The following is a 23328-nucleotide window of genomic DNA, read 5'->3' on the forward strand; positions in this document are numbered from 1 at the left end:
CGCGACCATTCGGTCGCGCACCACGACGCGTTCGAGACGTCGTGCCCGACAAGAGAAGACAGCACAGGCGCACGGTCCGGGAGGGGGGTCGCGGACCGTGCGCCTGTGTTCTTCGGCAGCCCGGCCATGGCTCGTGAGGGGCGATGCCTGGCGGCCGGGTGCGTTCGGGCGCCACGAGGGCACCGATCCGAAACTATCGGCATCATTCGGTTGGATCAACGAAACGGTGGATGTTTGCGTGAGACACATCTCACGCTTTCCCAACGGGACAAATCGTCCAGGATGTGCTCCGCCGATGAGGCGGGCGCCACAAATGCTCGGGATTGAACTCGGATTTCGCGATCGCGACGGTACAGTGCCTTACCGCCGCGTAAGTAGCGGAACGAGGGGTACTCCAGGGGGAAATACAGTGGTGGTGAGCAGTAGGTCCGGCCGTCCGCAGAAGACGGCGATGATCATCGCGCGGCGGATAGTTTCGGAGATCGACCGGCGGGGCCTGACGAGCGGCGACCGGCTGCCGTCCGAGAAGCTGATGCTCGAGGAGTACCAGGTCGGCCGCGGAACCCTGCGCGAGGCGCTGCGCTACCTCGAACTCTCGGGCGCCATCTCCCTCAAACCCGGCCCCGGCGGCGGTCCCACCGTCGAGAAGCCCGACTCCGGGCACCTGAAGAACAGTCTCGGGCTGGTCCTGCAGTTCGACGGCGCGCCCTTCTCCACGATCGTCGAGGCCCGGGCAGGCCTCGAGCCGCTGATGGCACGGCTCGCGGCCGAACGCATCACCGACGCACAGCGGGACCTGCTCGCCGAGTCGGTGGTCAAGATGGGGGAGAACCTCAAGGATCTCGACGTGTTCCTGGAGACGAACAAGGCGTTCCACGAGGTGATCGCGTGGGCGTCGGGCAACGTACTGTTCGGCTACCTCATCGACGCGGTCGACGGCATATTCGAGGGCGTGGCCCTCGGCGTCGAGTATCCCGCCGCCCGGCGAACCAAGGTCTATGACGCTCACGTCCGCATCCTCGCCGCGATCGACGCCGGCGATCCGGCCGCCGCGGAAGTCGAGATGCGCGCTCATGTGACCGAGCTGACGACCTACCTGCAGAAGAAGTTCTCCGGTGCAATGGGCAAGCCCATCACCTGGGACGCCATGCAGTAGTTGGCGGTTCGGCTCCGCCTCGAGGGGGGATTCGCCCGATTCCACGACCGGCTGCGGCGAGAATCTCGACCGTCCGGTATTTGTCCACCGAACCTTCTGGTGTCCACGCACGCAATGCTGTAAACATAATCATAGATTACTGTGGCTATAACTCCGGTGGGCGGGGGAAAGGCCTTACCGTGTGGAGGTGCGTGCAGTGGGAAGGGCAAACCTTCGTCCTCAGAAGACTGCGATGTTGGTGGCTCAGCGCATCGTCGAGGACATCAACAAGCGTGGAAACAAGGTCGGTGACCGGCTTCCGCCGGAGCGCGTGATGCTCGAGGACTACGACATCGGCCGCGGCACCCTCCGGGAGTCGCTCCGGTTCCTCGAACTGCAGGGCGTCATCGCGCTCAAGCCCGGCCCGGGTGGCGGCCCGATCGTCCAGCAGCCGGACAGTGCCGGTCTCGAGACCGCGATCACGCTGCTGATGCAGTTCGAGAACGCGCCGTTCCGGTCGATCGTGGAGGCGCGGACCGCCCTCGAGCCGATGATGGCGAGGCTGGCGGCCGAGCGGATGAACGAGGACCAGCTGGCCGCGCTCAAGCACTCCGTCGACCACATGCGCGAGAACCTCGACGACGACGAGATCTTCATCGAGATGAGCCGCCTGTTCCACGACACCATCGCGAAGGGGTCCGGCAACGCGCTTTTCGGGTATCTCATCCACGCGCTCCTGGACATGCTGGACGGTTCGGCGATGGGCATGGAGTATCCGGAGCGGCACCGCGTTGCCACCTGTGACATCCACGAGAAGATCTATCTCGCTGTGGCGGCGGGTGATCCCGAGGCCGCGCTGGCGGCCATGGAGGAGCACATCGCCGGTATCTGGCGCTACGAGGAGAAGCACTACCCGCAGGTCCTCGACACCCCGATTGCCTGGGGTGTGCGGGGCTGATTCGCGCCCGTTCACACGCTCCCCGAGAGGCGGAGGCAACCTGTGGTTGCCTCCGCCTCTCTTTTGTAATGGCAAGAGGCAATGCCACTTTCACTCAGCTTTCGCGAGCGGGCAGGTCGCCGTGTTTCGCGGCAATGTGTTGACAACCACACATATGATGCGCATCATATGTGGTGATTTGAGTCACTTGGAACAGTGTGTTGTCGCATGCGGCCACGAAGGGTGGAGAGCGGACATGACAAGAGTGCGAATCAGGGCGGTCGGCGCCGGGATTGCGGCCTGCCTCGCCGCAGCCGCCGTCGCGGGATGCGCGGAATCGGCATCGGCCGGCACCGGTGGCGGCTCGGGCCTGGAGTACGGGGCGTCGAAGGAGGACTACATCGCCGCGTTCGAGGACGTCGAACCCATCGTCCTCCACACGCAGTCCCCGTCCTCGAAGGGGTCGACCACCGGCCAGCCGGTCGAGAAGTATCTGGAGTCGATCACGGAGTGGTCGGGCGGCAAGATCACGTTCGACATCGCGTACGCGAATGCGATTGCCGCACCGGCGGATATCGACGATGCGTTGCTCGACGGCCGGCTCGACCTCGCGCACATCATCCCCCAGTACGACCCGTCCGAGTATCCCGCGAGCGCCGCGCTCACCGACTCGGCCTATCTCGCGAAGCAGACGCCCGTGGTCGGCGTCCTGCAGTCCAATGCCTGGGCCAACGACGTCGCCTTCGACACGCCGGAGATCATGGCGGAGTACGAGAACAAGGGCATGAAGCTCCTTCTTCCCGAATACAATTCGGGATCGAACGGATTGTTCTGTTCCAGCGCGCGGCGCGACCTGCCGTCGCTGCACGGCGCGCAGGTCACCGCCAGCGGGCGCTCGATCAGTGCCGAGGTCACCGCACTCGGCGCGAGCCCGGTGACCATGCCGTACACCGAGCTGTACGAGGCGCTGCAGCGCAAGGTCGCGGACTGCTCGGTCACGACGTTCACCGTCGGCACGATCGGCGGCTTCCTCGGCGCCGCGCCGCACGCCGTCATCGACTCCTCGGCGAGCTTCGCCAACGGGTGGGGCGGCATCGCCATGAGCCAGCAGGCATGGGACTCCCTTCCGCTCGTTGCGCAGCAGTTGATCTGGGACCGCGTGACGGTCTTCATGAAGTCGAACGTCGAGGACAAGGTCTTCGCCAACACGGTCGCGGGCACGGCCGAGATCCTCGCCGCCGGAGGTGGAGTCGGCACCTTCGCTCCCGATGCCGCTGCCGCGATCAAGGCGGAGCAGGACAAGCTCCTCGACGGCGTTCGCACGGGCAAGGCCTTCGACGACGGCGACGCGTTCGTCTCGCGGATGCAGAGCGCGGCCGAAGAGTGGCTCGCGACCCTCGCCGACCTCGGCTACACCGACGAAGTCGACTACGACGGATTCGCCAACTGGTACGCGCCCGGCAAGGTCGATCTCACCGACTACGCGGACAAGGTCTACGAGCAGATCTTCCTTCCCCATCGCCCGTCCTGACCGATCGATCAAGCAGGAGAAGACATGGCTCAGCCACTCAAATGCCCCGTCAGCCACACCGACTACACGCGCGAGAGCGAAATCTACGGTCACTACGCGTTGCTCGACGCCGAGCGGGAGCAGGATCGCTTCCACTTCAACGACACGACCGAACGCGGCTTCTGGATGCTCACCCGTTACGACGACGTGCTCGAGGGCTTCCAGAACTGGCGCACCTGGACCACCGACGTCCGGACCGCGCTGTACCCCAAGAGCGGGATTCCGCTGCTGCCACAGGATCTCAACGGTGACACCCATCAGCGTTTCCGTCGCGTCCTGAACCCGTTCTTCGCGCCCGCCGCGATCGGGCGGATGGAAGAGCTGGCCTACTCCCGCTGCATCGAGCTGATCGAGGAGATCAAGGACCGGGGTCACTGCAACTTCGTGCAGGAGTTCGCGATCCGGTACCCGACGGACCTGTTCCTCGCACTCCTCGGACTGCCCGTCTCCGACGGTGACTTCTTCCTGCCGTGGAGCGAGAACATGTTCCGGGCGATGCTCCGCGGCGACGTCGACGACGCCCAGTTGTGGCAGGGCAAGATTCTGGAGTACTTCGACAAGGCCGTCGAGGATCGCCGTGCCAACCCGCTCGACCCCGCCGAGGACATGGTGACCCGGCTCCTCGAGGCGGAGATCGACGGCGAGCCGCTGAGCAAGGACGACATCCTCACCACCTGCCTGTCGATCATGCTCGCCGGGCTCGACACCACCCGCTCCGCGCTCGGGTACATCTTCGCGCACCTCGCGCAGCACGACGCGGACCGGCAGATGCTGATCGACGACCCGGACCTGACGAAGAAGGCCGTCGAGGAGTTCATCCGGCTCTACCCCCTGGTCATCCAGGCCGGACGAGAGGTGCAGGAGGACACCGAATTCCACGGCCTCGACATGAAGACCGGGGATGTGATCTGGCTCGGTGTCGGCTCCGCGAACCGGGATCCGCGCATGTATCCCGAGCCCGACGAGTTCGTGCTCGACCGGCCCGGACTCAACCGCCACCTCGGGTTCGGCGCCGGACCGCACCGCTGCCTGGGCATGCACCTGGCGCGGCTGGAACTGGCCGTGGTGCTGGAGGAGTGGCACAAGCGGATTCCGAACTACCGGATTCGCGGTGAGGCGCCGCTCGTGGAGCGGGGCTCGCAGCTGACCCTGGAGAACCTCGAACTGGAATGGGACGTCTGATCATGGCCGGAGACACCGCACAGGACACCGTCGGCACGCTGAGTGTTGCCGAGGGGAAGTGCATGGGGCACGGCCGTTGCTACGCCGTGGCGCCGGACCTGCTCACCGATGACGAGGCGGGCTTCGTCGCGCAGGCCGGTCAGGATCTGCCGATCGGCCCGGACCTGCTGGCGCAGGCGCGCGACGCCGCCGACGCCTGCCCGGAGCGCGCCATCGCCTACCGGGCGAGCTGAGCGAGCCGGCGCGGACCCGACACGGGTCCGCGCCGGTTTCTCGTCAGAGCGCGTGTGCGGCGGCGAGTTCCGAGGTGGCGTGCACCGCGATTCGGAGCGACTCGAACAGTGCCGTGCCCGAATCGATTCGGCACTCGGCGCGGTAGGCACCCCATCCGAGCACTGATGGAGGCTCCGAGGCTCCGGGCAGTGCGGTGTAGAGGAAGTAGCACTGCAGCGCCGCCCTGTCCGGCCCCGTCGCGGTCACCTCGGGCTGGCAGACGAAGTGCCGTTTGGTACTCGCGTCCTGCTGTCGGGCCTGCGTGAAGAAGTCCACGATCGCGGCGCGGCCGCGGTGCTCGGCCCGCGGCGTGGCGAGCGTTCCGTCGGGGGTGAACAGCCGGGAGAGCGCCGCGGGGTCCGGATCGTCGAGCGCGGCCGCGTAGCGGTGCATCAGGCTCAGTGCGGCGCGCTCGGCCTCCAGTCCGGCCACTCGTTCGGTGAGGGCGGTCAGCGCGATGGTCATCTCGTCTGGTGTCACGGGGGTCCTCCGGTGGCGGGCGGTCCGACCGGAGGCGGGCATTGCCGACAGCCGGAATGTGATCTAGATTTCATGCATATTGTTATCAGGTAAATGGTCGTCGCGGGAGTGCCCATGGTGAACAGATTCGACGGTCGGGTGGCAGTGGTCACCGGCGCAGCGGGCGGCATCGGCGCCGCGGTGGTGCGGGGCCTGCATCGCGAGGGTGCGGCCGTGGTGATCGCGGACCTGCAGCGCGAAGCGGGCGCCGCCCTCGCCGCCGAGCTCGGTCCCCGGGCGCTGTTCGTGCCCACCGACGTCACCGTCGAGGACGACGTCGCCGCCGCCGTCGACCTCGCGGTCACGACCTTCGGACGGCTCGACATCATGTTCAACAACGCCGGGGTGATGGGCGTCCTCGGCCCCATCGACCGCACACCGATGGCCGAGGCGGACACCACGATCGCGATCAACCTGCGTGCGGTGATCTGCGGCTGCAAGCACGCCGCGCGGGTGATGAAGGCGCAGCGGTCCGGGGTGATCATCTCGACCTCGAGCCCCGGCGGCCTGCTCGGCGGCGTCGGTCCGCACGTCTACAGCGCAGCCAAGGCCGCCGTCATCGGCCTGTCGAATTCCGTGGCGGCCGAGCTTCGTCCGTACGGGATCCGGGTCAACACCATCGTCCCCGGAGCGGTGGTGTCCCCGATGACCGCGGCCGTCGTCGCGGACGGCGACCTCGGAGGCGCCGCGACCGCACTGGACGGATCCGCACTGATGGACCGGGCGCTGGTGCCCGAGGACGTCGCCGCGGGCGTGCTCTACCTGGCCGGCGACGCCGCCGCCTACGTCACCGGAGTCACGCTGCCGGTCGATGCCGGGATGACCGGGATCATCGGCGTCTCGCCCTACACCAGCGGCCGGTACGCCGATCCGGTCACCCTGCTCGAGGCCGGGCGGCGCGGCTGACGGCCGAGATCGCCGCACAGACAGTCAGAACCAACATCGAACAACGGAACGGAAGAGGTGGTCCCATGTTGACCGGCAAGCGAATCCTGGTGACCGGAGGTGCCCAGGGTATGGGCCGGGAGATCGCGGTGGAAGCGGCCCGTCAGGGCGCCGAGTTCGTCGCCGTCGCGGATCGGAACATGGACGGCGCCAAGGAGACCGTCGGGCAGGTCGAGGCACTCGGTGTCGCGGCCCTCGCCATCGAGGTGGACCTCGCCGACAGCGAGCAGATCCGGACGATGATCGATTCCACCGTCGCCGCCGCGGGCGGCCTGGACACCTTGATCAACAACGCCGGCATCATGGAAGGCGCCTTCGCGGAGGACGCCTCGTTCGAGGGTCTGCCGGAAGATTTGTGGGACAAGGTGTTCGACATCAACGTCAAGGCGGTGTGGCTGGCCTCGAAGTTCGCCGCGCCGCACCTGCGCGCATCCGGGCGTGGGCCGTCGATCATCAACGCCGCCTCCGTCGCAGGCATGGTCGGCTATGTCAGCACCGCGTACCCGGCGAGCAAGGCGGCCGTCATCCAGCTGACCCGCACCACCGCGATCGCGCTCGCTCCGGAGGTTCGCGTCAACGCGTTCGCACCCGGCTCGATCGAGACGCCGATGAGTGCGGGCTTCCTCGCCGCGGCCGCGCCGGAGGACCGCGACGCCCGCCTGCTCGGCATGACCGGTGCGCACCTGATCCCGCGCTTCGGCACCAGCGGTGAGATCGCCAAGGTGGTCGCCTTCCTGGCCTCGGACGACGCGTCGTTCCTGACCGGCATCGTCGTCCCGGTCGACGGCGGCACCACGGCCTGGCGCGGGCACCGGTCCAAGTGATCGCCGGATCCGCTGTCCTCGCCGGGGTCGGCGAGTCGGAGTTCGGCCGGTCGGTCGACCGCCGGATCGACCGGCTGGTGATCGACGCGTGCCGCGCCGCGCTCGACGACGCCGGCCTGACCGCCGCCGACGTGGACGGGGTGATCTCGGCCGGGTCGTGGCCGGGGCCGGACGACGTCGCCGAGGCGCTCGGCATCGCGCGTGACTACACGGCCGCCCCCGGCATCCCCGCCGGGGCCGGCCCGCTCGCCGCGATCGACCTCGCCCGCACCGCCGTCGAATCGGGCCGGGCGGCAGTGGTTCTCGTGTACTACGGGTACGCGGGGTCGAAACCGGGCGGACCGTACGCCTTCCACGCCCACGACCCGGTCAAGGCCGGCCTCGAGATGCCCTTCGGCTGGTACGGGCAGCCGGTCTACTTCGCCGCGTGGGCGCAGCGGTACCTGCACACCTACGGGGTCGCTCCGGACCAGCTCGGCGCGATCGCGATCGCGAACCGCACCTGGGCGGGGCTGACCCCGGGTGCCCAGCGCAGCCGCGAGCTGACCCTGGCGGACTACCTGGACAGCCCGATGATCGCGTCCCCGTTGCGTGCCGCCGACTGCTGCCTGATCACCGACGGGGCCGGGGCGGTCGTGGTCACCACCGCCGACCGGGCCCGGGACCTGGACGTCGCCGCGGTTCGGGTGGCCGGTGCCTCGACGGTCGCGGTGGGGCCGTCCATGACCTCCTTCTTCACCCAGGCCGACGACATGTGCAGCTTCGGGTCGGCGCGGTCCGGTCCGCGGGCATTCGCCGAGGCCGGTCTGCGGCCCTCCGACATCGACGTCGCCGAGATCTACGACTGCTTCAGCATCTCGCAGGCGATCCAGCTGGAGGATCTCGGATTCTGCGGCAGGGGAGAGGCGTTCGCGTTCACCGCGGACGGGCACACCTCTCCCGGGGGGTCGCTGCCGGTCAACACCCACGGCGGCCACCTCGCCTACGCCTACATCCCGGGGATCGTGCACGTGATCGAGGCGGTGCGCCAGCTGCGCGGGCGGCGCGGCGCGGCGCAGGTACCCGGTGCCCGCACCGCGCTGGTCGCGGCACTCGCCGGTGGCGAGCACACCACCCTGATCCTGACGGAGGACCGCTGATGACCGATTCGGCGCCGGCTGGCACCGCGGTGACCGAGGCCGACCACGTCCCGCAGTTCCCGCCGCCGCGGGACCTGCCCGAGCTCGAACCGTTCTGGGACGCGGCGGCCGCCGGTGGTCTCGCCCTGCCCCGGTGCCCGGGATGCGGTCGATGGCAATGGTATCCGGCATCGGGATGCCGGTGCGGGTACCCCGACGGCCCCGAGTGGGTGCCGGTCCGCGGCACCGGCGTGATCCACACCTTCACCCGCGTCGAACGGGCCTTCCTGCCGTCCGGGTCCACCCCGCCGTACACCGTCGCGCTCGTCGACATCGACGACGCACCCGGCGTGCGGTTGGTGACGAACCTGGTCGGCCCCGGAGCGGACACGCCCCACATCGGTGACCGGGTCGAGTTGTCCCCCACGGTCTTCGACACCCACACCCTGCCCACCTTCCGACTGGTGGATTCCGACGAGAAGGAGACCCCGCGATGAAACTCTCACTCCGGTACGACATGCGGGCGCCCGCCGTCGGAGCGCCCGCCGCCGATCTCTACCGGGCCGCCGTCGAACAGGCCGCCTGGGCCGACTCGGCCGGCTTCGAGACGGTGTACATCGCCGAACACCACGGCGCCGAGGACGGCTACTGCGCCTCGCCGATGATCCTTGCCGGGGCGATGCTCGGTCGCACCCAGCGGATCGGGGTGCACTTCTCCGCGCTGGTCGCGGTCCTGCACGACCCGCTGCGACTGGCCGAGGACCTGGCGACGCTGGACCTGATCGGGCGCGGCCGGGTCGAGATGACGATGGGGATCGGGTACCGGCCCGACGAGTTCGAGATGTTCGACATCCCGATGAGGCGCCGGGTGAAGATCCTCGAGGAGATCATCGAGACGCTCGACAAGGCCTGGACCGGTGAATCTTTCGAGTTCCGAGGCCGGACCGTGCGGGTGCGGCCGACGCCGGTCACCACGCCACGGCCGCCGATCTACATCGGTGGCTCGGCGGATCCGTCCGCGGCACGCGCGGCCCGGTTGGGTGACAACTACTACCCGGCCGGGTCGGACAAGGATCGGCTGTACTCGCTCTTCGAGGCGGAGTGCGAACGGCTCGGGCGCCCCGTCCCGGCGCGGCCCTACCCGGCCGGACCGCTGTTCCTGCACGTCACCGACGACCCGGAGCGGGACTGGCAGCGACTGGCCCCGCACCTGATGTACACCACCAACATGAATGCGCAGTGGGCGAAGGAGCGGGGGACCGGGACCACCGGCTACAAGTTCGCGGAGACGGTCGAGGATCTCAAGCTGCTGCCGGACTTCCAGGTGCTCACCCCGGACGAGTGCGTCGAGTTCGCCACTGCCCGCGGTGACCGGTCGGAGCTGATGTTCCAGCCGCTCATGGGTGGCACGCCTCCCGAGATCGGTTGGGAAAGCCTGGAACTGTTCGCATCCAAGGTGCTCCCGCGGCTGGAGTCGGACGGTCTGCGGCAGGCAGCGGTGTCCTAGGTCGCGCGATCCGGTACGACGGCAACCCGGAGCAAGGCAACCCGGAGCACGAGAACGGCGCCCCCACCCGTGTGGGGGCGCCGTTCTCGCAGGGCGCGGGCTAGGGACGGTACGGGTCCGCCCGCTGCACCGGCGGTGCCGTCTTCCAGTCCGGCAGGCCGAGTTCGGGCGTCCCGACCGGGCTCTTGCCGCCGGAGAGGTGCGTCCACTGCGCGTGACTGAGCTGATGGATCGTGAAGCAGGCGTCGAGCGCGTTGGAGAATCCCATCGCGTCCTGGCTCTGGTTCACCGACTCCTTGACCAGCAGCGCCGCCATGGTGGGCACCTGGGCGATGCGACGGGCGAACTCGAGGGTGCGCTCGCCGAGGTCGTCGGCCGGGAAGATCTTGCTCACCATGCCGAGTGCGCGGGCGTCCTCGGCGTCGAGGCAGTCGCCGGTGAGGAGGAGCTCCTTGGCCTTGCGCGGACCGAACTCCCAGGGGTGGCCGAAGTATTCGACGCCGCACATGCCGAGGCGGGTGGCGACGACGTCGGCGAACTGGGTGCCCTCTGCGGCGACGATGAGGTCGCACGCCCAGGTCAGCATCAGCGCCGCGGAGAAGACGTTGCCGTGCACCTGCGCGATGGTGATCTTGCGCAGGTTGCGCCAGCGGCGGGTGTTCTCGAAGAAGTAGTGCCACTCCTGGTGGTGCCGCGACTCGACGGCGTCCTTCGTGCCGCCGGTGCAGCCGTACGACCAGTGCTGGTCCGGTCCCGGATCCCGTTCGGCCTTGTAGTCCGGGCTGCCGAGGTCGTGTCCGGAGGAGAAGACGGGCCCGTCGCCGGCGAGGATCACCACGCGGACGGTGTCGTCGGCCTCGGCCCGCAGGAACGCCTCGGTGAGTTCGACGAGCAGCCCGCGGTTCTGCGCGTTGCGGTACTTGGGCCGGCTCAGCACGATCCGGGCGATGGTGCCCTCGTCGTGGGTCTCGTAGCGGAGGTACTTGTAGTCCACCTCGGTGGTGGGGTCGGTGCCGACTGTGCTCATGCCGGTGGTCCTTTCGGGTCAGACCGTCGCGGAGGAGGCCTGGACGAGGGTGCGTGCCTGGTCGAGAAGTGCTTGGGAGACACCGTGGAAACGCCGGCCGAGGTCGGCGTCGGCCTTGCCCGCGCAGGCGCGGGCGTGGGTGCCTTCGAGGAGGATGGCGAGCCGGTAGCAGGCGAGCACCTGGTACCAGTCGAAGCCGGACATGTCCCGGCCGCTGACGGCGCCGTAGCGGGCGATCACCTCGTCGCGGCGGGGCAGGCCGTCGAGCCGGCGGGCCAGGCCCGCGGTGCGCGGCTCGTCCGGGTTCGGCCAGCTGGCCAGCAGGTGCCCGAGGTCGAGGAGGGGGTCGCCGACCGTGGCCAGTTCCCAGTCCACCACCGCGGCCACCTCGGCTGCGTCCCTGCGGAACATCACGTTGCCGAAGTGGTAGTCGCCGTGGATGATTCCCTTCCGCCACTCGGTGGGGCGGTGATCTTCGAGCCAGGTGCCGATCTCGTCGAGGCCGTCGAGATCGGGTCCGGGCCAGCCGTCGAGTTCGTGGTAGGAGTCGAGCTGGCGGCGCCAGCGGCCGACCTGGCGGTCGATCCAGCCGTCGGCGCGGTCCACCTGGGCCTGCCCGAGGACGGCCGGGTCGAGGGCGCCGAGCGCGGCCGCGGCGTCGACCATCGACAGTCCCATCGCGTGCTGCGCCTCGGCGGAGGAGGCGTGCGGCTCGGGCACCTCGGTCGTCGCGGTGAATCCCTCGATCGCCTCCATCACGAAGAAGAAGCAGCCCATCACGTCGAGGTCCTCGCACGAGGTGACCAGGCGGGGGTGGGGCACACCGCTGTCCGCCAGTGCCTCGAGGATGCGGGCCTCCCGGCGCATGGTCTCGTCGCTGTTGCTGCGCTTGTGCAGCGGGGGCCGGCGGAAGACGTAGTCGACGCCGTCCCGGGTGAACTTGACCAGGATGTTCTGGGTGCCGCCGGTCAGGGCGACCACGTTCTCGACCGGTCCGGTGCCGACGCCGCTGTGATCCAGCCAGGCCGTCAGAGCGGTGATGTCCACCGGGTCGCGCATCGGAAGCACCTCGTGTCTCTCGTTGGTTCGTGCTGGGCGAGTGATCTGGGGCACTCGCTCACCGCACCATACACATTGCTTGCAACCATTGTCATGATTCACTTCACATTCAGGCGCATAGTTGTTATCGTTTGCGTCAGATGGCCGGCATGTTCCTGCCGCATGTGGCCCCGCACCTCGTGTGCACATCAACAATCCAAGCGTTCTCACCAGGTGGTGCAATGGGTATCGAAATGGTTCTGGACATGGCCGCATCGGTCAATCCCGACAGGCTCGCCGTCGGCCGCCGCGGCGCGGGAATGACCTACCAGCAGCTCAGCGACATCGCCTCCGGCGGTGCCGCGGTCCTGACCGAGCACGGTGCCGCGCACCTCGTGTTCGTCGGCGTGAACGGGCCGGTGCTCCCCGTCCTCACCTTCGCCGCGGCTCGGGCCGGCGTTCCCCTCGCGCCCCTGAACTATCGTCTCGCAACCGATCAGCTGCGTGACCTGGTCGCCCAGCTCGACCGCCCGTTGATCGTCACCGACCCGGCCTACCGGGACAAGCTCGACGGTGCCGCGGAGACGGTGCTCACCAGCGAGGAGTTCCTCGATCTCGCGCGCGCCGCGACCCCGGTGGACGCGGTGCCCGTCCCGGACGACGCCACTGCCATCGTCCTGTTCACCAGCGGCACGACGTCGGCTCCGAAGGGCGTGTTGCTGCGCCACCAGCACCTGCTGTCCTACCTGTTCAACACCGTCGAATTCGGTTCCGCGGGTGAGGAACAGGCGACGCTGGTCAGCACGCCGCCCTACCACGTGGCCGGCATGGGCGCGGTCCTGAGCAACATCTACGCCGGGCGCCGCATGGTGCACCTGCCCGACTTCTCCCCGCCGGCCTGGCTGGACCTGGTCCGCGAGGAGGGCATCACCAGTGCGATGGTGGTGCCGACCATGCTGGCCCGGGTCGTCGAGCACCTCGACGGCGCGCCCGCGAACACCCCGGCGCTGGGCTCGCTCGCCTACGGCGGCGCACGGATGCCGCAGCCGGTGCTCGAACGCGCACTGGTCGCCTTCCCGGACACCGGATTCGTCAACGCCTACGGACTCACCGAGACCAGCTCCACCATCGCGGTGCTCGGGCCCGACGATCACCGCGACGCGCTCGCCGATCCGGCGCTGCGCGGACGGCTCGGCTCGGTCGGGCGCATCGTCCCCGGCATGGAGGCGCAGATCCGCGGCGAGAACGAGGAGATCCTCGGCGACGGCGACACCGGTCTGCTGTGGGTGCGGGGCGCCCAGGTCAGCGGCGAGTACATGGGCAAGGGCTCCGCGCTCGACGCCGACGGCTGGTTCCCCACCCGTGACCGCGCCCGCATCGAGGACGGCTACCTGTACATCGGTGGCCGTGCCGACGACACCATCATCCGCGGCGGCGAGAACATCGCCCCGGCCGAGATCGAGGACGTGCTCGTCCACCACGACGACGTCCGCGAACTGGCGGTCATCGGTGTGCCGGACGACGAGTGGGGCGAGCGCATCTGCGCCGTGATCGTGCCGGTCGGCTCCGAGCACGCCGACTCCGAGTCGATCCGCACGTGGTGCCGGGAGCGACTGCGCGGCTCGCGCACCCCCGACGAGGTGGTCTTCGTCGACGAACTGCCCAAGACCGCCACCGGCAAACTGGTCCGCCGGGACCTCGTCGCGCAGATCACCGAGCCCGCCGCAGGCTGACCGGGGAGCCTTCCCCACAACACCTTTCACCATCCGTTGGAGGATCCAATGCGTAATGCCGTCATCGTCGACGTCGTCCGATCGGCGTCCGGCCGGGGCAAGGCCGGCGGGGCGCTCTCCGAGGTGCACCCGATCGACCTGCTCGCGGAGGTGCTGCGTGGCCTGATGGCGCGCAACGAGATCGACCCGGTTCTCGTCGACGACGTCATCGGCGGCACCGTCAGCCAGGCGTCCGAGCAGGCCGGCAACATCACCCGCTCCGCGATGCTGGCGGCGGGCCTGCCCGAGTCCACCCCGGCGACCACCGTCACCCGGGCCTGCGGATCGAGCCAGCAGGCCGTCCACTTCGCCGCGCAGGGCGTGATCTCCGGCGCCTACGACGTCGTGATCGCCTGCGGTGTCGAGTCGATGAGCCGGGTGCCGATGGGCACCGCCCCGATGGGCCGGGACCTGGTCGGTGTCGGGCTCGGGCAGCGCTACCCGGAGGGCTGGATCAGCCAGGGTGTGGCCGCGGAACTGGTCGCGACGAAGTGGGGCATGACCCGGGACGACGTCGACGCCTACGCATTCGAGTCCCACCGGCGTGCCGCGTCGGCCGCCGCGGCCGGCCACTTCGACCGCGAGATCGTGCCGGTGGCCGTCCCCACCGGCGTCCACGACCGGGACGAGACGATCCGCGCCGCCACCACCCTGGAAAGCCTCGGCGGTCTGCGGGCCTCCTTCCGGTCCGACGAGTCCGAGCAGCGCTTCCCGGGGCTGGGCTGGATGATCACCCCGGGCAACTCGTCGCCGCTGACCGACGCGGCCGCCGCGACGCTGATCATGTCCGAGGAGAAGGCCGCCGAGCTCGGTCTGACCCCGCGTGCCCGGTTCGTCGACTTCACCGTCGCCGGTGACGACCCGCTGTACATGCTCACCGCACCGATCCCGGCGACGCAGAAACTGTTGGACCGCACCGGTCTGTCCATCGCCGACATCGACGTCTACGAGGTCAACGAGGCCTTCGCCTCGGTGCCGCTGGCCTGGGCCCGCGAGTTCGGTGCGGACCCGGCGCGGCTCAACCCCGCCGGCGGTGCCATCTCCCTCGGCCACGCGATCGGCGCCTCCGGTGTGCGGCTGCTCGCGACCATGGTCGGCCAGCTCGAACGCACCGGTGGCCGGTACGGCCTGCAGACGATGTGCGAGCACGGCGGCATGGCGAACGCTCTTCTCGTCGAACGTATCTGACGACCCGGCAACGTATCTCCCGACAGCAGTCAAGGAAGGCGCACTCGTGAACATCAATGGCAAGGTCACCGTCGTGACCGGAGGTGCCTCCGGTCTCGGGCTCGCGACGGCCCGTCAGCTGATCGAGCAGGGATCTAAGGTCGTCCTGCTCGACCTGCCCACGTCGAACGGCGCGGCCGTCGCCGCCGAACTGGGGGAGAACGCGATCTTCGCCCCGGCCGACATCACCGACGAGGTCGCCGTCGCGGCCGCGCTCGACGCCGCCGAGGCGTTCGGCGAGCTGCGCGCCGTCGTGAGCTGCGCGGGCACCGGCCGGTCGCTGCGCGTGGTCGGCCGCAAGGGAGTGTTCCCGCTCGACGTGTTCACGAAGGTTGTCACCATCAACCTGATCGGCACCTTCAACGTGATCCGGCTGGCCGCCGAGCGGATGTCGAAGCTCGAACTCGAAGGCGAGGAGCGCGGCGTCATCGTCACGACCGCCTCGGTCGCCGCCTACGAGGGGCAGATCGGGCAGGCCGCCTACGCGGCCTCGAAGGCCGGCGTCGCGGGCATGACCCTGCCGCTCGCCCGCGACCTGGCCTCGCTCGCGATCCGCGTCGTATCCATCGCGCCGGGACTGTTCGACACCCCGCTGCTCGGCGGCCTCGGCGACGAGGCGAAGGCCTCGCTCGGCGCACAGATCCCGCACCCGAGCCGGCTCGGCGACCCGGCCGAATTCGGTTCCCTCGCAGCACACATCGTGTCCAACCCGATGCTCAACGGTGAGGTCATCCGGCTCGACGGCGCGATCCGGATGGCGCCGCGCTGATGACCGGCCTGCCGGTGGACAGCCACGAGTGGGTCCTGCGCGCGCGTCCCACCGGGCGACCGGTCGACTCGGATGTCGAACTGGTCGTCCGGACGCTGCCCAACCCCTCGGCGGGCGAGGTGCGGGTGCGCAACCTCGTGATGTCCGTCGAGCCGTACATGCGCGGCCGGATGGGCGGGGAGTCGACCTACGCCGAGCCCTACCCGATCGGCGAACCGCTGCGCGCGCCGACAGTCGGCCGGGTCACCGAGTCCGCCGACCCGGCGGTGCCGGTCGGCGCGCTGGTCCTGCACGACTTCGGCTGGCGGGAGTACTCGTCGGTCCCCGCCGCCGAGTGCCGGCTGCTCGGGGCCGGGCGGGTCGATCCGGCCGCGTACCTCGGCGTGCTGGGCATCCCCGGGATGACCGCATGGATCGGCATCGACCGGATCGCGCGGGTGCGTGCCGGGGACGTGGTGTTCGTGTCCTCGGCGGCCGGGGCGGTCGGCTCCACCGCGGTCCAGCTCGCGAAGCTGCGCGGTGCCACCGTGATCGCCAGCGCCGGATCACCCGAGAAGGTGGCGCTGGCGCGGGAACTCGGCGCCGACGCCGCCTTCGACCATCACGACGGCCCGATCAGCGGGCAACTGCGCGGAGCGCTGGCGGAGGTGGGTGCGAGCGGTCTCGACGTCTACCTCGACAATGTCGGTGGCGAGCATCTCGAGGCGGCGATCCGGGTGATCAACGACCACGCGCGGATCGCGCTGTGCGGGATGATCAGCATCTACAACTCGGCGACGCCGCAACCCGGCCCGAGCAACCTCATCAAACTGATCTGGCGCCGGGCCCGGATGGAGGGCTTCCTGCACCGCGACCACCTTCACGCGCGGGACGAGTTCGAGGACCAGATGACCGGGTGGATCGAGTCCGGACGCGTCCGGCCGGTGCACACCGCGTTCGGCGGCGGGGTGGCCGGCGCGTGGGACGCGTTCCTCGGCATGCTGGACGGCAGCGCGACCGGCAAGGCGATCGTCCCGATCGCCGACAGTGCCGACGATTCACAGGTTCTCGGCGGGACGTACTCGCCCGACAAGGAGGTACAACGATGACGGCACCTGCACTTCCCCTGGAGGGCAAGGTCGCTCTCGTCACCGGCGGCAGCCGGGGGCTGGGCCGGGAGATGGTGCTGGCGTTCGCGAAGGCCGGTGCGGACACGATCATCGTCAGCCGCAAGATCGACAGCTGTGAGGCGCTCGCGGCCGAGGTGGCCGAGACCACCGGCCGGCGCGCGCTGCCCGTCGCCTGCCATGTCGGCGACTGGGACGCCCAGGACGCGTTGGTCGCCCGCGCCTACGAGGCGTTCGGCAAGGTCGACATCCTCGTCAACAACGCCGGGATGTCGCCGCTTTACTCGAGTCTCGAGGAGATCTCGGAGGCGCTGTTCGACAAGGTCTTCGACGTCAACCTCAAGGGCGCGTTCCGGCTGACGACGCTGGTCGCGCCGCGGATGGCCGCCGGCGAGGGCGGGTCGATCATCAACATCAGCTCGATCGCGTCGGAGCGGCCCACTCCGGGCGACCTGCCCTACGCCGCGGCGAAGGCCGGCCTGAACATCCTCACCAAGGGGTTCGCGCAGGCGTACGGACCGAACGTGCGGGTGAACGCCATCATGGCGGGGCCGTTCCTCACCGACATCAGCAAGGCGTGGGACATGGACGTGGTCGCGGAGAAGATGGCCGCGCTGCCGCTGGGCCGGGCCGGAAGCCCGGGCGAGATCATCGGCGCGGCACTGTATCTCGCCGGCCCCTCGTCCACCTACACCTCCGGCGCGATCCTCCCCGTCGACGGTGGCCGCACCGCAATGCGCTGACCCCGTGAGTCCTTTCGGCCCGCCACGGGACGCCAAGGACTCACGGCTCACTCTCACGAAAGGAACCAGGACATGAGCTGGGGATTCGACACCGACCCCGAGTACCAGAAGGTGCTCGACTGGGCCGACGAGTTCGTCACCACCGAGGTCGAGCCGATCGACCAGGTCATCACCCACGCGTGGGACCTGAAGGATCCGCTGCGGCAGAAGCTGATCCCGCCGCTGCAGGACAAGGTTCGGGAGAAGGGCCTGTGGGCCACGCACCTCGGTCCCGAACTGGGCGGGCAGGGCTACGGCCAGCTGAAGCTCGCCCTGCTCAACGAGATCGTCGGCCGTACCCACTCCGGTCCGATCGTCTTCGGCGCCCAGGCGCCGGACTCGGGCAACACCGAGATCCTCGCCCATTACGGCACCCCGGAACTCAAGGAGCGGTACCTCAAGCCGCTGATCGAGAACGAGATCGTCTCCTGCTACGCGATGACGGAGCCGCAGGGCGGGTCCAACCCGGTCGAGTTCGAGACCACCGCGGTCCTCGACGGTGACGAGTGGGTGATCAACGGCGAGAAGTGGTTCGGGTCGAACGCCCGCTTCGCATCGTTCTACATCATCATGGCCGTGACCGACCCGGAGGCGGAGCCGCACCGGCGCCTCTCGCAGTTCATCGTCCCGGCCGAGACCCCGGGTGTCGAGATCGTGCGCAACACCGGGGTGTGGGGCCACGACTACGAGGTCGGCACCCACGCCTACACCCGCTGGACCGACGTACGGATCCCCAAGGACCACATCCTGGGCGGGGTCGGGCAGGGCTTCGAGGTGGCGCAGACCCGTCTCGGTGGCGGCCGCATCCACCACGCGATGCGTACGGTCGGCCTGGTCAAGCGTTCGCTCGACATGATGCTCGAGCGCGCCGTCTCCCGCACGACGCGCGGCAAGCGTCTCGGTGATCAGCAGATGGTGCAGGAGATGATCGCCGACTCGTGGCTCCAGCTCGAGCAGTTCCGGCTGCTGGTGCTGCGGACGGCGTGGCGGATCGACCAGGAGAACGACTACCGCAAGGTCATCAAGGACATCGCGGCGGTCAAGGCTGCGATGCCGAAGGTGCTCCTCGACGTGTCCTCGCGGGCGGTGCAGCTGCACGGTTCGCTCGGTGTGTCCAAGGAACTGCCCCTGGGCAAGTGGCTGTTCGAGTCCTACCACATGGGCCTCGCCGACGGCGCGACCGAGATCCACAAGGTCAGCCTCGCCCGTCAGCTGCTGCGCGACGCGACCCCGCGCGAGGGGCTGTTCCCGAGCTACCACCTGCCCGCTCTCGAGGATCAGGCCCGCGCCAAGTTCGCGGCCGAGCTGAGCGCCCTGGACGGCTAGGCACGCACGAGAAGAGCCCCGGAGCGATGCTCCGGGGCCCTTCTCGTCTGCCACTCGCCCCGCCACCCCCTGACCGAATGTGGGATTCGTTCACTTCAACTGACCGGATCCCACATTCGGTCAATGGAGGGTGGGGGGTGGGGTGGGGGTGGGGTACTTGGGAGTCAGCGGTCGCGGCTGACGACGAACGCGGTGGAGCCTGCGAGCCCGTTGGACACCGTGACCACGGAGCGGGACGCACCGGGCACCTGGCGGTCGCCCGCGCGGTCGGTCACCTGGTAGGCGGCCTCGGTCAGCTGGGTCATGCCGTGCAGGCGGCCCTCGGCGAGGCAACCACCGCCGGTGTTGATCGGCAGTGATCCGCCGAGCCGGGCGTGCCCGTCGTCGATGAAACCGGCGGCCTCACCACGGTTGACGAATCCGAGGCCCTCGAGCCACGTGTAGGTGAAGATCGAGAAGCCGTCGTAGAGCTGTGCCACGTCGATCTCCGTGCGATCGATTCCGGCTGCGGCCCAGAGACGTTCACCGGTGCGCGCGGACCCGTCGAGGATGTCCTCCAACGCCATCGGCACGCCGGTGGCGCCGACGTGGTTGCTCGCTGCGTACCCGGTGATCAGTGCCGGAGGGTTCCGCAGCTCCCGCGCCCGTTCGGTGCGGGTGAGGACGATCGCGACCGCCCCGTCGACCGGAAGGTCGCAGTCCAGCATCGTGATCGGGTCCGCGATCATCCGCGATGCCAGGTACTCGTCCTTGGTCAGCGTCTTGCCCCGGAAGAAGGCGTTCGGGTTGCGGTGTGCGTTCTCCCGGTTGTCGACGATGAAGTTGGCCAGCGATTCCCGGGTCGCGCCGGACAGGTCCAGATACCGTCGCGCCACCGTCGCCGCCCATCCGGCAGGCATGGAGAACCCGTACGGCGCGAAGAACTGGTCCTTGCCCGCGGCGTGCGTGGCCGTGTAGTTCGAGTAGCGGCCCACGGGCATGTGGAGAGCGCGGTAGAGAACGACATGGGTGCACGCACCGGCGACGAGCGCGTTGATCGCGTCGATCGCGGCGTGCGTGACCATCGGGGTGGTGTTGCCCAGCCAGGTGATCGCGTCGCGAATGCCCAGCGCCTGCGCCAGGAATCCCGGAGTCACGACGTCGACGCCGTCCTGGTTGCCCTTCTCGCCGCCGTACACCGGCATGGTCGGCGTCGTGGCGAGGCCGTCGATGTCGCTGCGGCCGAGGCCGGCGTCGGCCAGGGCCAGGTCGGTCGCCTCGACGGTCAGGGCGGCCAGCGACCGCGGATTGCGCCGGACCAGTTCGGTGTAGCCGATCCCGGCGATCGCCACCTTGTCACGAAAGTCCCACATGGTCATCCCTCCTCGCGCGGAACTGGGGTACGACGGCGTCCGCCGCGAGCTCCTCGAACGCCACTTCCAGTGGCATGCCGATGCGCAGCTCGGTGGGGGAGACGTCGAGAAGGTTGGTCGTGACCAGGAGACCGGGCTGCTCGTCGATCTCCACGACGCCCACGACATAGGGGAGCGAGTCGGCGAAGCCGGGACCGGGCGAGTCGTGCATCACCGTGTACGAGTACAGCGTCGCGCGGCCGGAGACGTCGCGCCAGGTCAGGTCGTCCCCGGTGCACCGCGGGCAGAACGTGGCCGGCAGGTGCACGAAACGGTCGCACGCACCGCAGAACTGCAGTGACAGCCGGTGCTCACCGGCCGCGGCCCAGTACGGTGCCGAGGTTTCGTCGGCGCGGGGCAGGGGCTTGAGCGGCGGAATCGGTCGACTCATCCGACCTCCTCGGGGGTGCGTGCGGGTTGTCCGCAAATGTAGATAATGGTATTCATCTATTAGGCATTCTGTGACGCCGGTCTCTGTTTCGTCAAGTTGCCCACGGCGAAGGCCGGGACATGCGGTCCGTGCGAGTTCAATGCAAATCATTCGCATGAAAGCTTGACTTTGGATCTAATTCAGGCGAATGATATCCGCATCGACGGTGACGTGGATCACGACGGAAGGTGGTGCGAGATCGCCGTGCCGCACAGCGAAACCCGCCCCTGGCAGTCGGCCCGCGAGCCCGATTCCCCGCCGAGTATCACCGCGTCCCATCCCCTCAATCCTGCGGAGTTCACATGAGCGCATCATCGAGCGCTTCGAGTACGCGGCCCAACCGGCTGCTGCTCTTCATCGAGGTCCCGGCCGTCATCGTGCTGTTCGTCATGATGCTTCACGTGACCGCCAACGCCTTGCTGCGGGCGTTCGCCTCGAGTCCGATCCAGAACACACTGGAGATCACCCAGTACGTCTACCTGCCGATCATCGCGCTGCTCGGATTCATGGCCGCGCAGGCCCGGGGCGAGCACATCGTCGCGGACCTGGTGACCCACTACTTCCCGCTCCGTGTCCGGCGGTGGGTGCTGTTCGTCGGCTACGTCCTGACCGCCGTCGTGATGCTCGGATTCGCTTGGTACGGACTCGAAGATGCGTTGCACGCCCGCGAGATCGGCAAGACGGCGGGCGTTTCGACGGTCGTCTCGTGGCCGGTTCAGTTCCTCGTGCCGCTGTCCTTCGGTGTGCTCACCGTCCAGATCGGCTACGCCGCCGTGCGCGCCCTGCGCGGCTACGAGGACGAGGACGCGACCGACGCCGAGGTCGAACGCATCAACGCCGAGATCGAGGCCGAGCGCGCGCTCGAGGCCCCGGCCCTCACCACATCGGATTCGGAGAAGAAATGACCACCGCTGCCGCTCCCGCAGAGAATGCGGATCCCCGTCCGATCGAGCCACCACCGGTCGGTCCGAGCAACAAGCACACCGTCCGCTCGTGGGCGGTCTTCGGCACCCTCGTCGTGCTGCTCGTCGCATCGACGGCGGCGATCTTCATGCCGCTCAAGCCAGGAGCCATCGGGTGCGCGGCACTGGTGATGATGCTGGTGCTGCTGTTCCTGCGGGTGCCGGTCGCCCTGACGATGATCATCCCGTCCTTCGCCGGCCTCTATGCGATCCGCGGTGAGAAGACCGTCGTGACGGCGTTGTCGTCGCTGCCCTACGACCAGGTCGCCAGCTGGACCCTCAGCGTCGTGCCGATGTTCGTCCTGATGGGCCTGCTGATGTGGAAGTCGGGCCTGACCGCCAACCTCTACACGGCGGCCCGGCACTGGCTCGGCTGGATGCCCGGTGGTCTCGCGGTCGGCACCAACGTCGCCGGCGCCGGCCTCGCCGCGGTCAGCGGTTCGACCACCGGCACCGCCTATGCCCTCGGGCGCATCGGCATCCCCGAGATGCTCAAGGCCGGTTACGACCGCCGCCTCGCGATCGGCGCGGTCATCGTCGCCGGGCTTCCCGGCCAGCTGATTCCGCCGAGCATCCTGCTCGTGCTGTACGCGGGCATCGCCGAGGTCCCGGTCGGCAAGCAGCTCCTCGCCGGCATCGGCCCCGGTGTCCTTGTGGCCATCCTGTTCAGCGTCGCGATCATCCTGTTCGCGATCTTCGGCAAGGATCTGGCCGGCCCGAAGGAGAATCGCGTCGCCGCCGCCCAGGTGTCCTGGAAGGAACGCTTCGCGAGCCTTGTTGCGGCGTGGCCGGTTCCGGTGCTGATCTTCGTCATCATCGGCGGCATGTTCTCCGGGGTCTTCACCGCGACGGAGGCCGGTGCGGTCGCGGCGCTGTGCTCGGTGGGCGTGGTGTTCATCTGGAAGCGCAAGACCGGTGGTGCGCTGCGCGCGATCACGGACGGCGCCATCGGCACCGTCTCCACGGTGGGCGCGGTGTTCCTGCTGCTCATCGGTGTGGAGGCGCTGTCCCGGATGATGACCCTGACGGGCATCAGCAACGGGTTCGCCGACGTGATCACCAAGATGGATCTCGGCCGTGTCGAGTTCCTGCTGCTGATGACGCTGATTTACCTGCTCCTCGGCGCGTTCATGGAACCGCTGCCGATGATGGTGCTGACCGTCCCGATCCTGATCCCCACGCTCGAGTCGCTCGACATCTCGCTGCTGTGGTTCGGCGCCTTCACCGTCTTCATGGGTGAGCTCGCGATCCTGTCGCCGCCGGTCGGAATCCTGGCGATGGTCATCCATTCGATCGCGAAGGACCCCCAGGTCAACCTGGGTAAGAACATTCCGCTCAAGGACGTGTTCGTCGCGTCGCTGTGGTTCCTGCCGATGGCGCTCGTGGTGGTCCTGGTGCTGATCTTCTTCCCGGAGATCTCGACCTTCCTGCCCGACCGGTCGGGCGGCTAGTCGACGGGTCCACGGAAACGTTCGGCCGGAAGGGTGT

General features: G+C 68.8%; 23 protein-coding genes. 18 read left to right on the forward strand and 5 right to left on the reverse strand.

Translation table 11 applies throughout. The features are described 5' to 3' along the window. The first annotated feature begins 415 nt into the window (after nucleotides 1–415). The 5 genes from ACWDU4_RS25625 to ACWDU4_RS25645 all read left to right on the forward strand — a co-directional run bounded on the left by ACWDU4_RS25625 (nucleotide 416) and on the right by ACWDU4_RS25645 (nucleotide 5057). Nucleotides 416–1156: a FadR/GntR family transcriptional regulator gene (locus ACWDU4_RS25625; protein ID WP_450116761.1), complete on the forward strand. Its 741-nt coding sequence runs from the start codon at nucleotides 416–418 to the stop codon at nucleotides 1154–1156. Nucleotides 1157–1388: 232 nt separating this feature from the next. Beyond that, nucleotides 1389–2093, forward strand: a complete 705-nt coding sequence (locus ACWDU4_RS25630) for a FadR/GntR family transcriptional regulator (protein WP_450116762.1) — start codon at nucleotides 1389–1391, stop codon at nucleotides 2091–2093. 235 nt (nucleotides 2094–2328) lie between these two features. Further along, nucleotides 2329–3603, forward strand: coding sequence for a C4-dicarboxylate ABC transporter substrate-binding protein (locus ACWDU4_RS25635; protein ID WP_450116763.1), 1275 nt, complete (start codon nucleotides 2329–2331; stop codon nucleotides 3601–3603). A 24-nt stretch (nucleotides 3604–3627) separates the two neighbouring features. Next, nucleotides 3628–4824 carry a cytochrome P450 gene (locus ACWDU4_RS25640; protein WP_450116764.1) on the forward strand — a complete coding sequence of 399 codons (1197 nt, stop codon included), beginning with the start codon at nucleotides 3628–3630 and terminating at the stop codon, nucleotides 4822–4824. Nucleotides 4825–4826: 2 nt separating this feature from the next. Continuing rightward, on the forward strand, nucleotides 4827–5057 hold the full coding sequence (locus tag ACWDU4_RS25645) for a ferredoxin (protein WP_450116765.1): 231 nt from the start codon (nucleotides 4827–4829) through the stop codon (nucleotides 5055–5057). 43 nt (nucleotides 5058–5100) lie between these two features. On the opposite strand, the gene ACWDU4_RS25650 is transcribed toward ACWDU4_RS25645, so the two are convergent. Continuing rightward, on the reverse strand, nucleotides 5101–5577 hold the full coding sequence (locus ACWDU4_RS25650) for a nuclear transport factor 2 family protein (RefSeq protein ID WP_450116766.1): 477 nt from the start codon (nucleotides 5575–5577) through the stop codon (nucleotides 5101–5103). A 114-nt stretch (nucleotides 5578–5691) separates the two neighbouring features. On the opposite strand from ACWDU4_RS25650, the gene ACWDU4_RS25655 reads away from it, so the two are divergent. The 5 genes from ACWDU4_RS25655 (at nucleotide 5692) to ACWDU4_RS25675 (ending at nucleotide 10010) form a co-directional block, all read left to right on the forward strand. Next, nucleotides 5692–6522, forward strand: a complete 831-nt coding sequence (locus ACWDU4_RS25655) for an SDR family oxidoreductase (RefSeq protein ID WP_450116767.1) — start codon at nucleotides 5692–5694, stop codon at nucleotides 6520–6522. A gap of 65 nt (nucleotides 6523–6587) precedes the next feature. Then, nucleotides 6588–7385: an SDR family NAD(P)-dependent oxidoreductase gene (locus ACWDU4_RS25660; RefSeq protein ID WP_450116768.1), complete on the forward strand. Its 798-nt coding sequence runs from the start codon at nucleotides 6588–6590 to the stop codon at nucleotides 7383–7385. Continuing rightward, on the forward strand, nucleotides 7382–8524 hold the full coding sequence (locus tag ACWDU4_RS25665; protein ID WP_450116769.1) for a thiolase family protein: 1143 nt from the start codon (nucleotides 7382–7384) through the stop codon (nucleotides 8522–8524). The genes ACWDU4_RS25660 and ACWDU4_RS25665 overlap by 4 nt, the downstream gene beginning before the upstream one ends. Continuing rightward, nucleotides 8524–9000: a Zn-ribbon domain-containing OB-fold protein gene (locus ACWDU4_RS25670; protein ID WP_450116770.1), complete on the forward strand. Its 477-nt coding sequence runs from the start codon at nucleotides 8524–8526 to the stop codon at nucleotides 8998–9000. Before ACWDU4_RS25665 ends, ACWDU4_RS25670 begins: the two co-directional genes overlap by 1 nt. After that, nucleotides 8997–10010: an LLM class flavin-dependent oxidoreductase gene (locus ACWDU4_RS25675; RefSeq protein ID WP_450116771.1), complete on the forward strand. Its 1014-nt coding sequence runs from the start codon at nucleotides 8997–8999 to the stop codon at nucleotides 10008–10010. Before ACWDU4_RS25670 ends, ACWDU4_RS25675 begins: the two co-directional genes overlap by 4 nt. Before the next feature lie 100 nt (nucleotides 10011–10110). On the opposite strand, the gene ACWDU4_RS25680 is transcribed toward ACWDU4_RS25675, so the two are convergent. Continuing rightward, nucleotides 10111–11037 carry an enoyl-CoA hydratase gene (locus ACWDU4_RS25680; RefSeq protein WP_450116772.1) on the reverse strand — a complete coding sequence of 309 codons (927 nt, stop codon included), beginning with the start codon at nucleotides 11035–11037 and terminating at the stop codon, nucleotides 10111–10113. Nucleotides 11038–11055: 18 nt separating this feature from the next. Further along, complete coding sequence (locus ACWDU4_RS25685) at nucleotides 11056–12096, reverse strand: phosphotransferase family protein (protein WP_450116773.1); 1041 nt, start codon at nucleotides 12094–12096, stop codon at nucleotides 11056–11058. A gap of 221 nt (nucleotides 12097–12317) precedes the next feature. On the opposite strand from ACWDU4_RS25685, the gene ACWDU4_RS25690 reads away from it, so the two are divergent. The 6 genes from ACWDU4_RS25690 to ACWDU4_RS25715 all read left to right on the forward strand — a co-directional run bounded on the left by ACWDU4_RS25690 (nucleotide 12318) and on the right by ACWDU4_RS25715 (nucleotide 19057). Then, nucleotides 12318–13808, forward strand: a complete 1491-nt coding sequence (locus tag ACWDU4_RS25690) for an AMP-binding protein (protein WP_450116774.1) — start codon at nucleotides 12318–12320, stop codon at nucleotides 13806–13808. Nucleotides 13809–13856: 48 nt separating this feature from the next. Continuing rightward, nucleotides 13857–15035, forward strand: coding sequence for a thiolase family protein (locus tag ACWDU4_RS25695; protein WP_450116775.1), 1179 nt, complete (start codon nucleotides 13857–13859; stop codon nucleotides 15033–15035). 46 nt (nucleotides 15036–15081) lie between these two features. Next, entirely contained in the window at nucleotides 15082–15843 is a 762-nt protein-coding gene (locus ACWDU4_RS25700) for an SDR family NAD(P)-dependent oxidoreductase (protein WP_450116776.1), read from the forward strand. Next, the gene (locus ACWDU4_RS25705) at nucleotides 15843–16931 is read left to right on the forward strand and encodes an NADP-dependent oxidoreductase (RefSeq protein ID WP_450116777.1); all 1089 of its coding nucleotides are present in this window, start codon (nucleotides 15843–15845) and stop codon (nucleotides 16929–16931) included. The genes ACWDU4_RS25700 and ACWDU4_RS25705 overlap by 1 nt, the downstream gene beginning before the upstream one ends. After that, entirely contained in the window at nucleotides 16928–17692 is a 765-nt protein-coding gene (locus tag ACWDU4_RS25710; RefSeq protein WP_450116778.1) for an SDR family NAD(P)-dependent oxidoreductase, read from the forward strand. The genes ACWDU4_RS25705 and ACWDU4_RS25710 overlap by 4 nt, the downstream gene beginning before the upstream one ends. Before the next feature lie 72 nt (nucleotides 17693–17764). Further along, nucleotides 17765–19057: an acyl-CoA dehydrogenase family protein gene (locus ACWDU4_RS25715; protein ID WP_450116779.1), complete on the forward strand. Its 1293-nt coding sequence runs from the start codon at nucleotides 17765–17767 to the stop codon at nucleotides 19055–19057. A gap of 164 nt (nucleotides 19058–19221) precedes the next feature. Here ACWDU4_RS25715 and ACWDU4_RS25720 read toward each other — a convergent pair whose 3' ends face one another. After that, complete coding sequence (locus ACWDU4_RS25720) at nucleotides 19222–20409, reverse strand: thiolase C-terminal domain-containing protein (RefSeq protein ID WP_450116780.1); 1188 nt, start codon at nucleotides 20407–20409, stop codon at nucleotides 19222–19224. After that, a complete protein-coding gene (locus ACWDU4_RS25725) occupies nucleotides 20393–20839 on the reverse strand; it encodes a Zn-ribbon domain-containing OB-fold protein (protein ID WP_450116781.1) in 447 nt (148 codons plus the stop codon). The genes ACWDU4_RS25720 and ACWDU4_RS25725 overlap by 17 nt, the downstream gene beginning before the upstream one ends. 341 nt (nucleotides 20840–21180) lie before the next feature. Here ACWDU4_RS25725 and ACWDU4_RS25730 point away from each other — a divergent pair, with 341 nt between their 5' ends. Beyond that, on the forward strand, nucleotides 21181–21783 hold the full coding sequence (locus tag ACWDU4_RS25730; RefSeq protein WP_450116782.1) for a TRAP transporter small permease: 603 nt from the start codon (nucleotides 21181–21183) through the stop codon (nucleotides 21781–21783). Then, nucleotides 21780–23291 carry a TRAP transporter large permease gene (locus tag ACWDU4_RS25735; protein ID WP_450116783.1) on the forward strand — a complete coding sequence of 504 codons (1512 nt, stop codon included), beginning with the start codon at nucleotides 21780–21782 and terminating at the stop codon, nucleotides 23289–23291. Before ACWDU4_RS25730 ends, ACWDU4_RS25735 begins: the two co-directional genes overlap by 4 nt. The last annotated feature ends 37 nt before the right edge of the window (nucleotides 23292–23328 follow it).

The organism is Rhodococcus sp. NPDC003348, assembly GCF_053589375.1.

Excerpts from the sequence above, each read along its gene's own strand:
- ACWDU4_RS25640 (WP_450116764.1), top strand. The coding sequence starts at position 3,628 with ATGGCTCAGCCACTCAAATGCCCCGTCAGCCACACCGACTACACGCGC.
- ACWDU4_RS25660 (WP_450116768.1), top strand. The coding sequence starts at position 6,588 with ATGTTGACCGGCAAGCGAATCCTGGTGACCGGAGGTGCCCAGGGTATG.
- ACWDU4_RS25630 (WP_450116762.1), top strand. The coding sequence starts at position 1,389 with ATGTTGGTGGCTCAGCGCATCGTCGAGGACATCAACAAGCGTGGAAAC.
- ACWDU4_RS25705 (WP_450116777.1), top strand. The coding sequence starts at position 15,843 with ATGACCGGCCTGCCGGTGGACAGCCACGAGTGGGTCCTGCGCGCGCGT.
- ACWDU4_RS25730 (WP_450116782.1), top strand. The coding sequence starts at position 21,181 with ATGAGCGCATCATCGAGCGCTTCGAGTACGCGGCCCAACCGGCTGCTG.
- ACWDU4_RS25675 (WP_450116771.1), top strand. The coding sequence starts at position 8,997 with ATGAAACTCTCACTCCGGTACGACATGCGGGCGCCCGCCGTCGGAGCG.
- ACWDU4_RS25645 (WP_450116765.1), top strand. The coding sequence starts at position 4,827 with ATGGCCGGAGACACCGCACAGGACACCGTCGGCACGCTGAGTGTTGCC.
- ACWDU4_RS25685 (WP_450116773.1), bottom strand. The coding sequence starts at position 12,096 with ATGCGCGACCCGGTGGACATCACCGCTCTGACGGCCTGGCTGGATCAC.
- ACWDU4_RS25720 (WP_450116780.1), bottom strand. The coding sequence starts at position 20,409 with ATGTGGGACTTTCGTGACAAGGTGGCGATCGCCGGGATCGGCTACACC.
- ACWDU4_RS25710 (WP_450116778.1), top strand. The coding sequence starts at position 16,928 with ATGACGGCACCTGCACTTCCCCTGGAGGGCAAGGTCGCTCTCGTCACC.
- ACWDU4_RS25670 (WP_450116770.1), top strand. The coding sequence starts at position 8,524 with ATGACCGATTCGGCGCCGGCTGGCACCGCGGTGACCGAGGCCGACCAC.
- ACWDU4_RS25695 (WP_450116775.1), top strand. The coding sequence starts at position 13,857 with ATGCGTAATGCCGTCATCGTCGACGTCGTCCGATCGGCGTCCGGCCGG.
- ACWDU4_RS25715 (WP_450116779.1), top strand. The coding sequence starts at position 17,765 with ATGAGCTGGGGATTCGACACCGACCCCGAGTACCAGAAGGTGCTCGAC.
- ACWDU4_RS25690 (WP_450116774.1), top strand. The coding sequence starts at position 12,318 with ATGGGTATCGAAATGGTTCTGGACATGGCCGCATCGGTCAATCCCGAC.
- ACWDU4_RS25635 (WP_450116763.1), top strand. The coding sequence starts at position 2,329 with ATGACAAGAGTGCGAATCAGGGCGGTCGGCGCCGGGATTGCGGCCTGC.
- ACWDU4_RS25725 (WP_450116781.1), bottom strand. The coding sequence starts at position 20,839 with ATGAGTCGACCGATTCCGCCGCTCAAGCCCCTGCCCCGCGCCGACGAA.
- ACWDU4_RS25680 (WP_450116772.1), bottom strand. The coding sequence starts at position 11,037 with ATGAGCACAGTCGGCACCGACCCCACCACCGAGGTGGACTACAAGTAC.
- ACWDU4_RS25735 (WP_450116783.1), top strand. The coding sequence starts at position 21,780 with ATGACCACCGCTGCCGCTCCCGCAGAGAATGCGGATCCCCGTCCGATC.
- ACWDU4_RS25655 (WP_450116767.1), top strand. The coding sequence starts at position 5,692 with ATGGTGAACAGATTCGACGGTCGGGTGGCAGTGGTCACCGGCGCAGCG.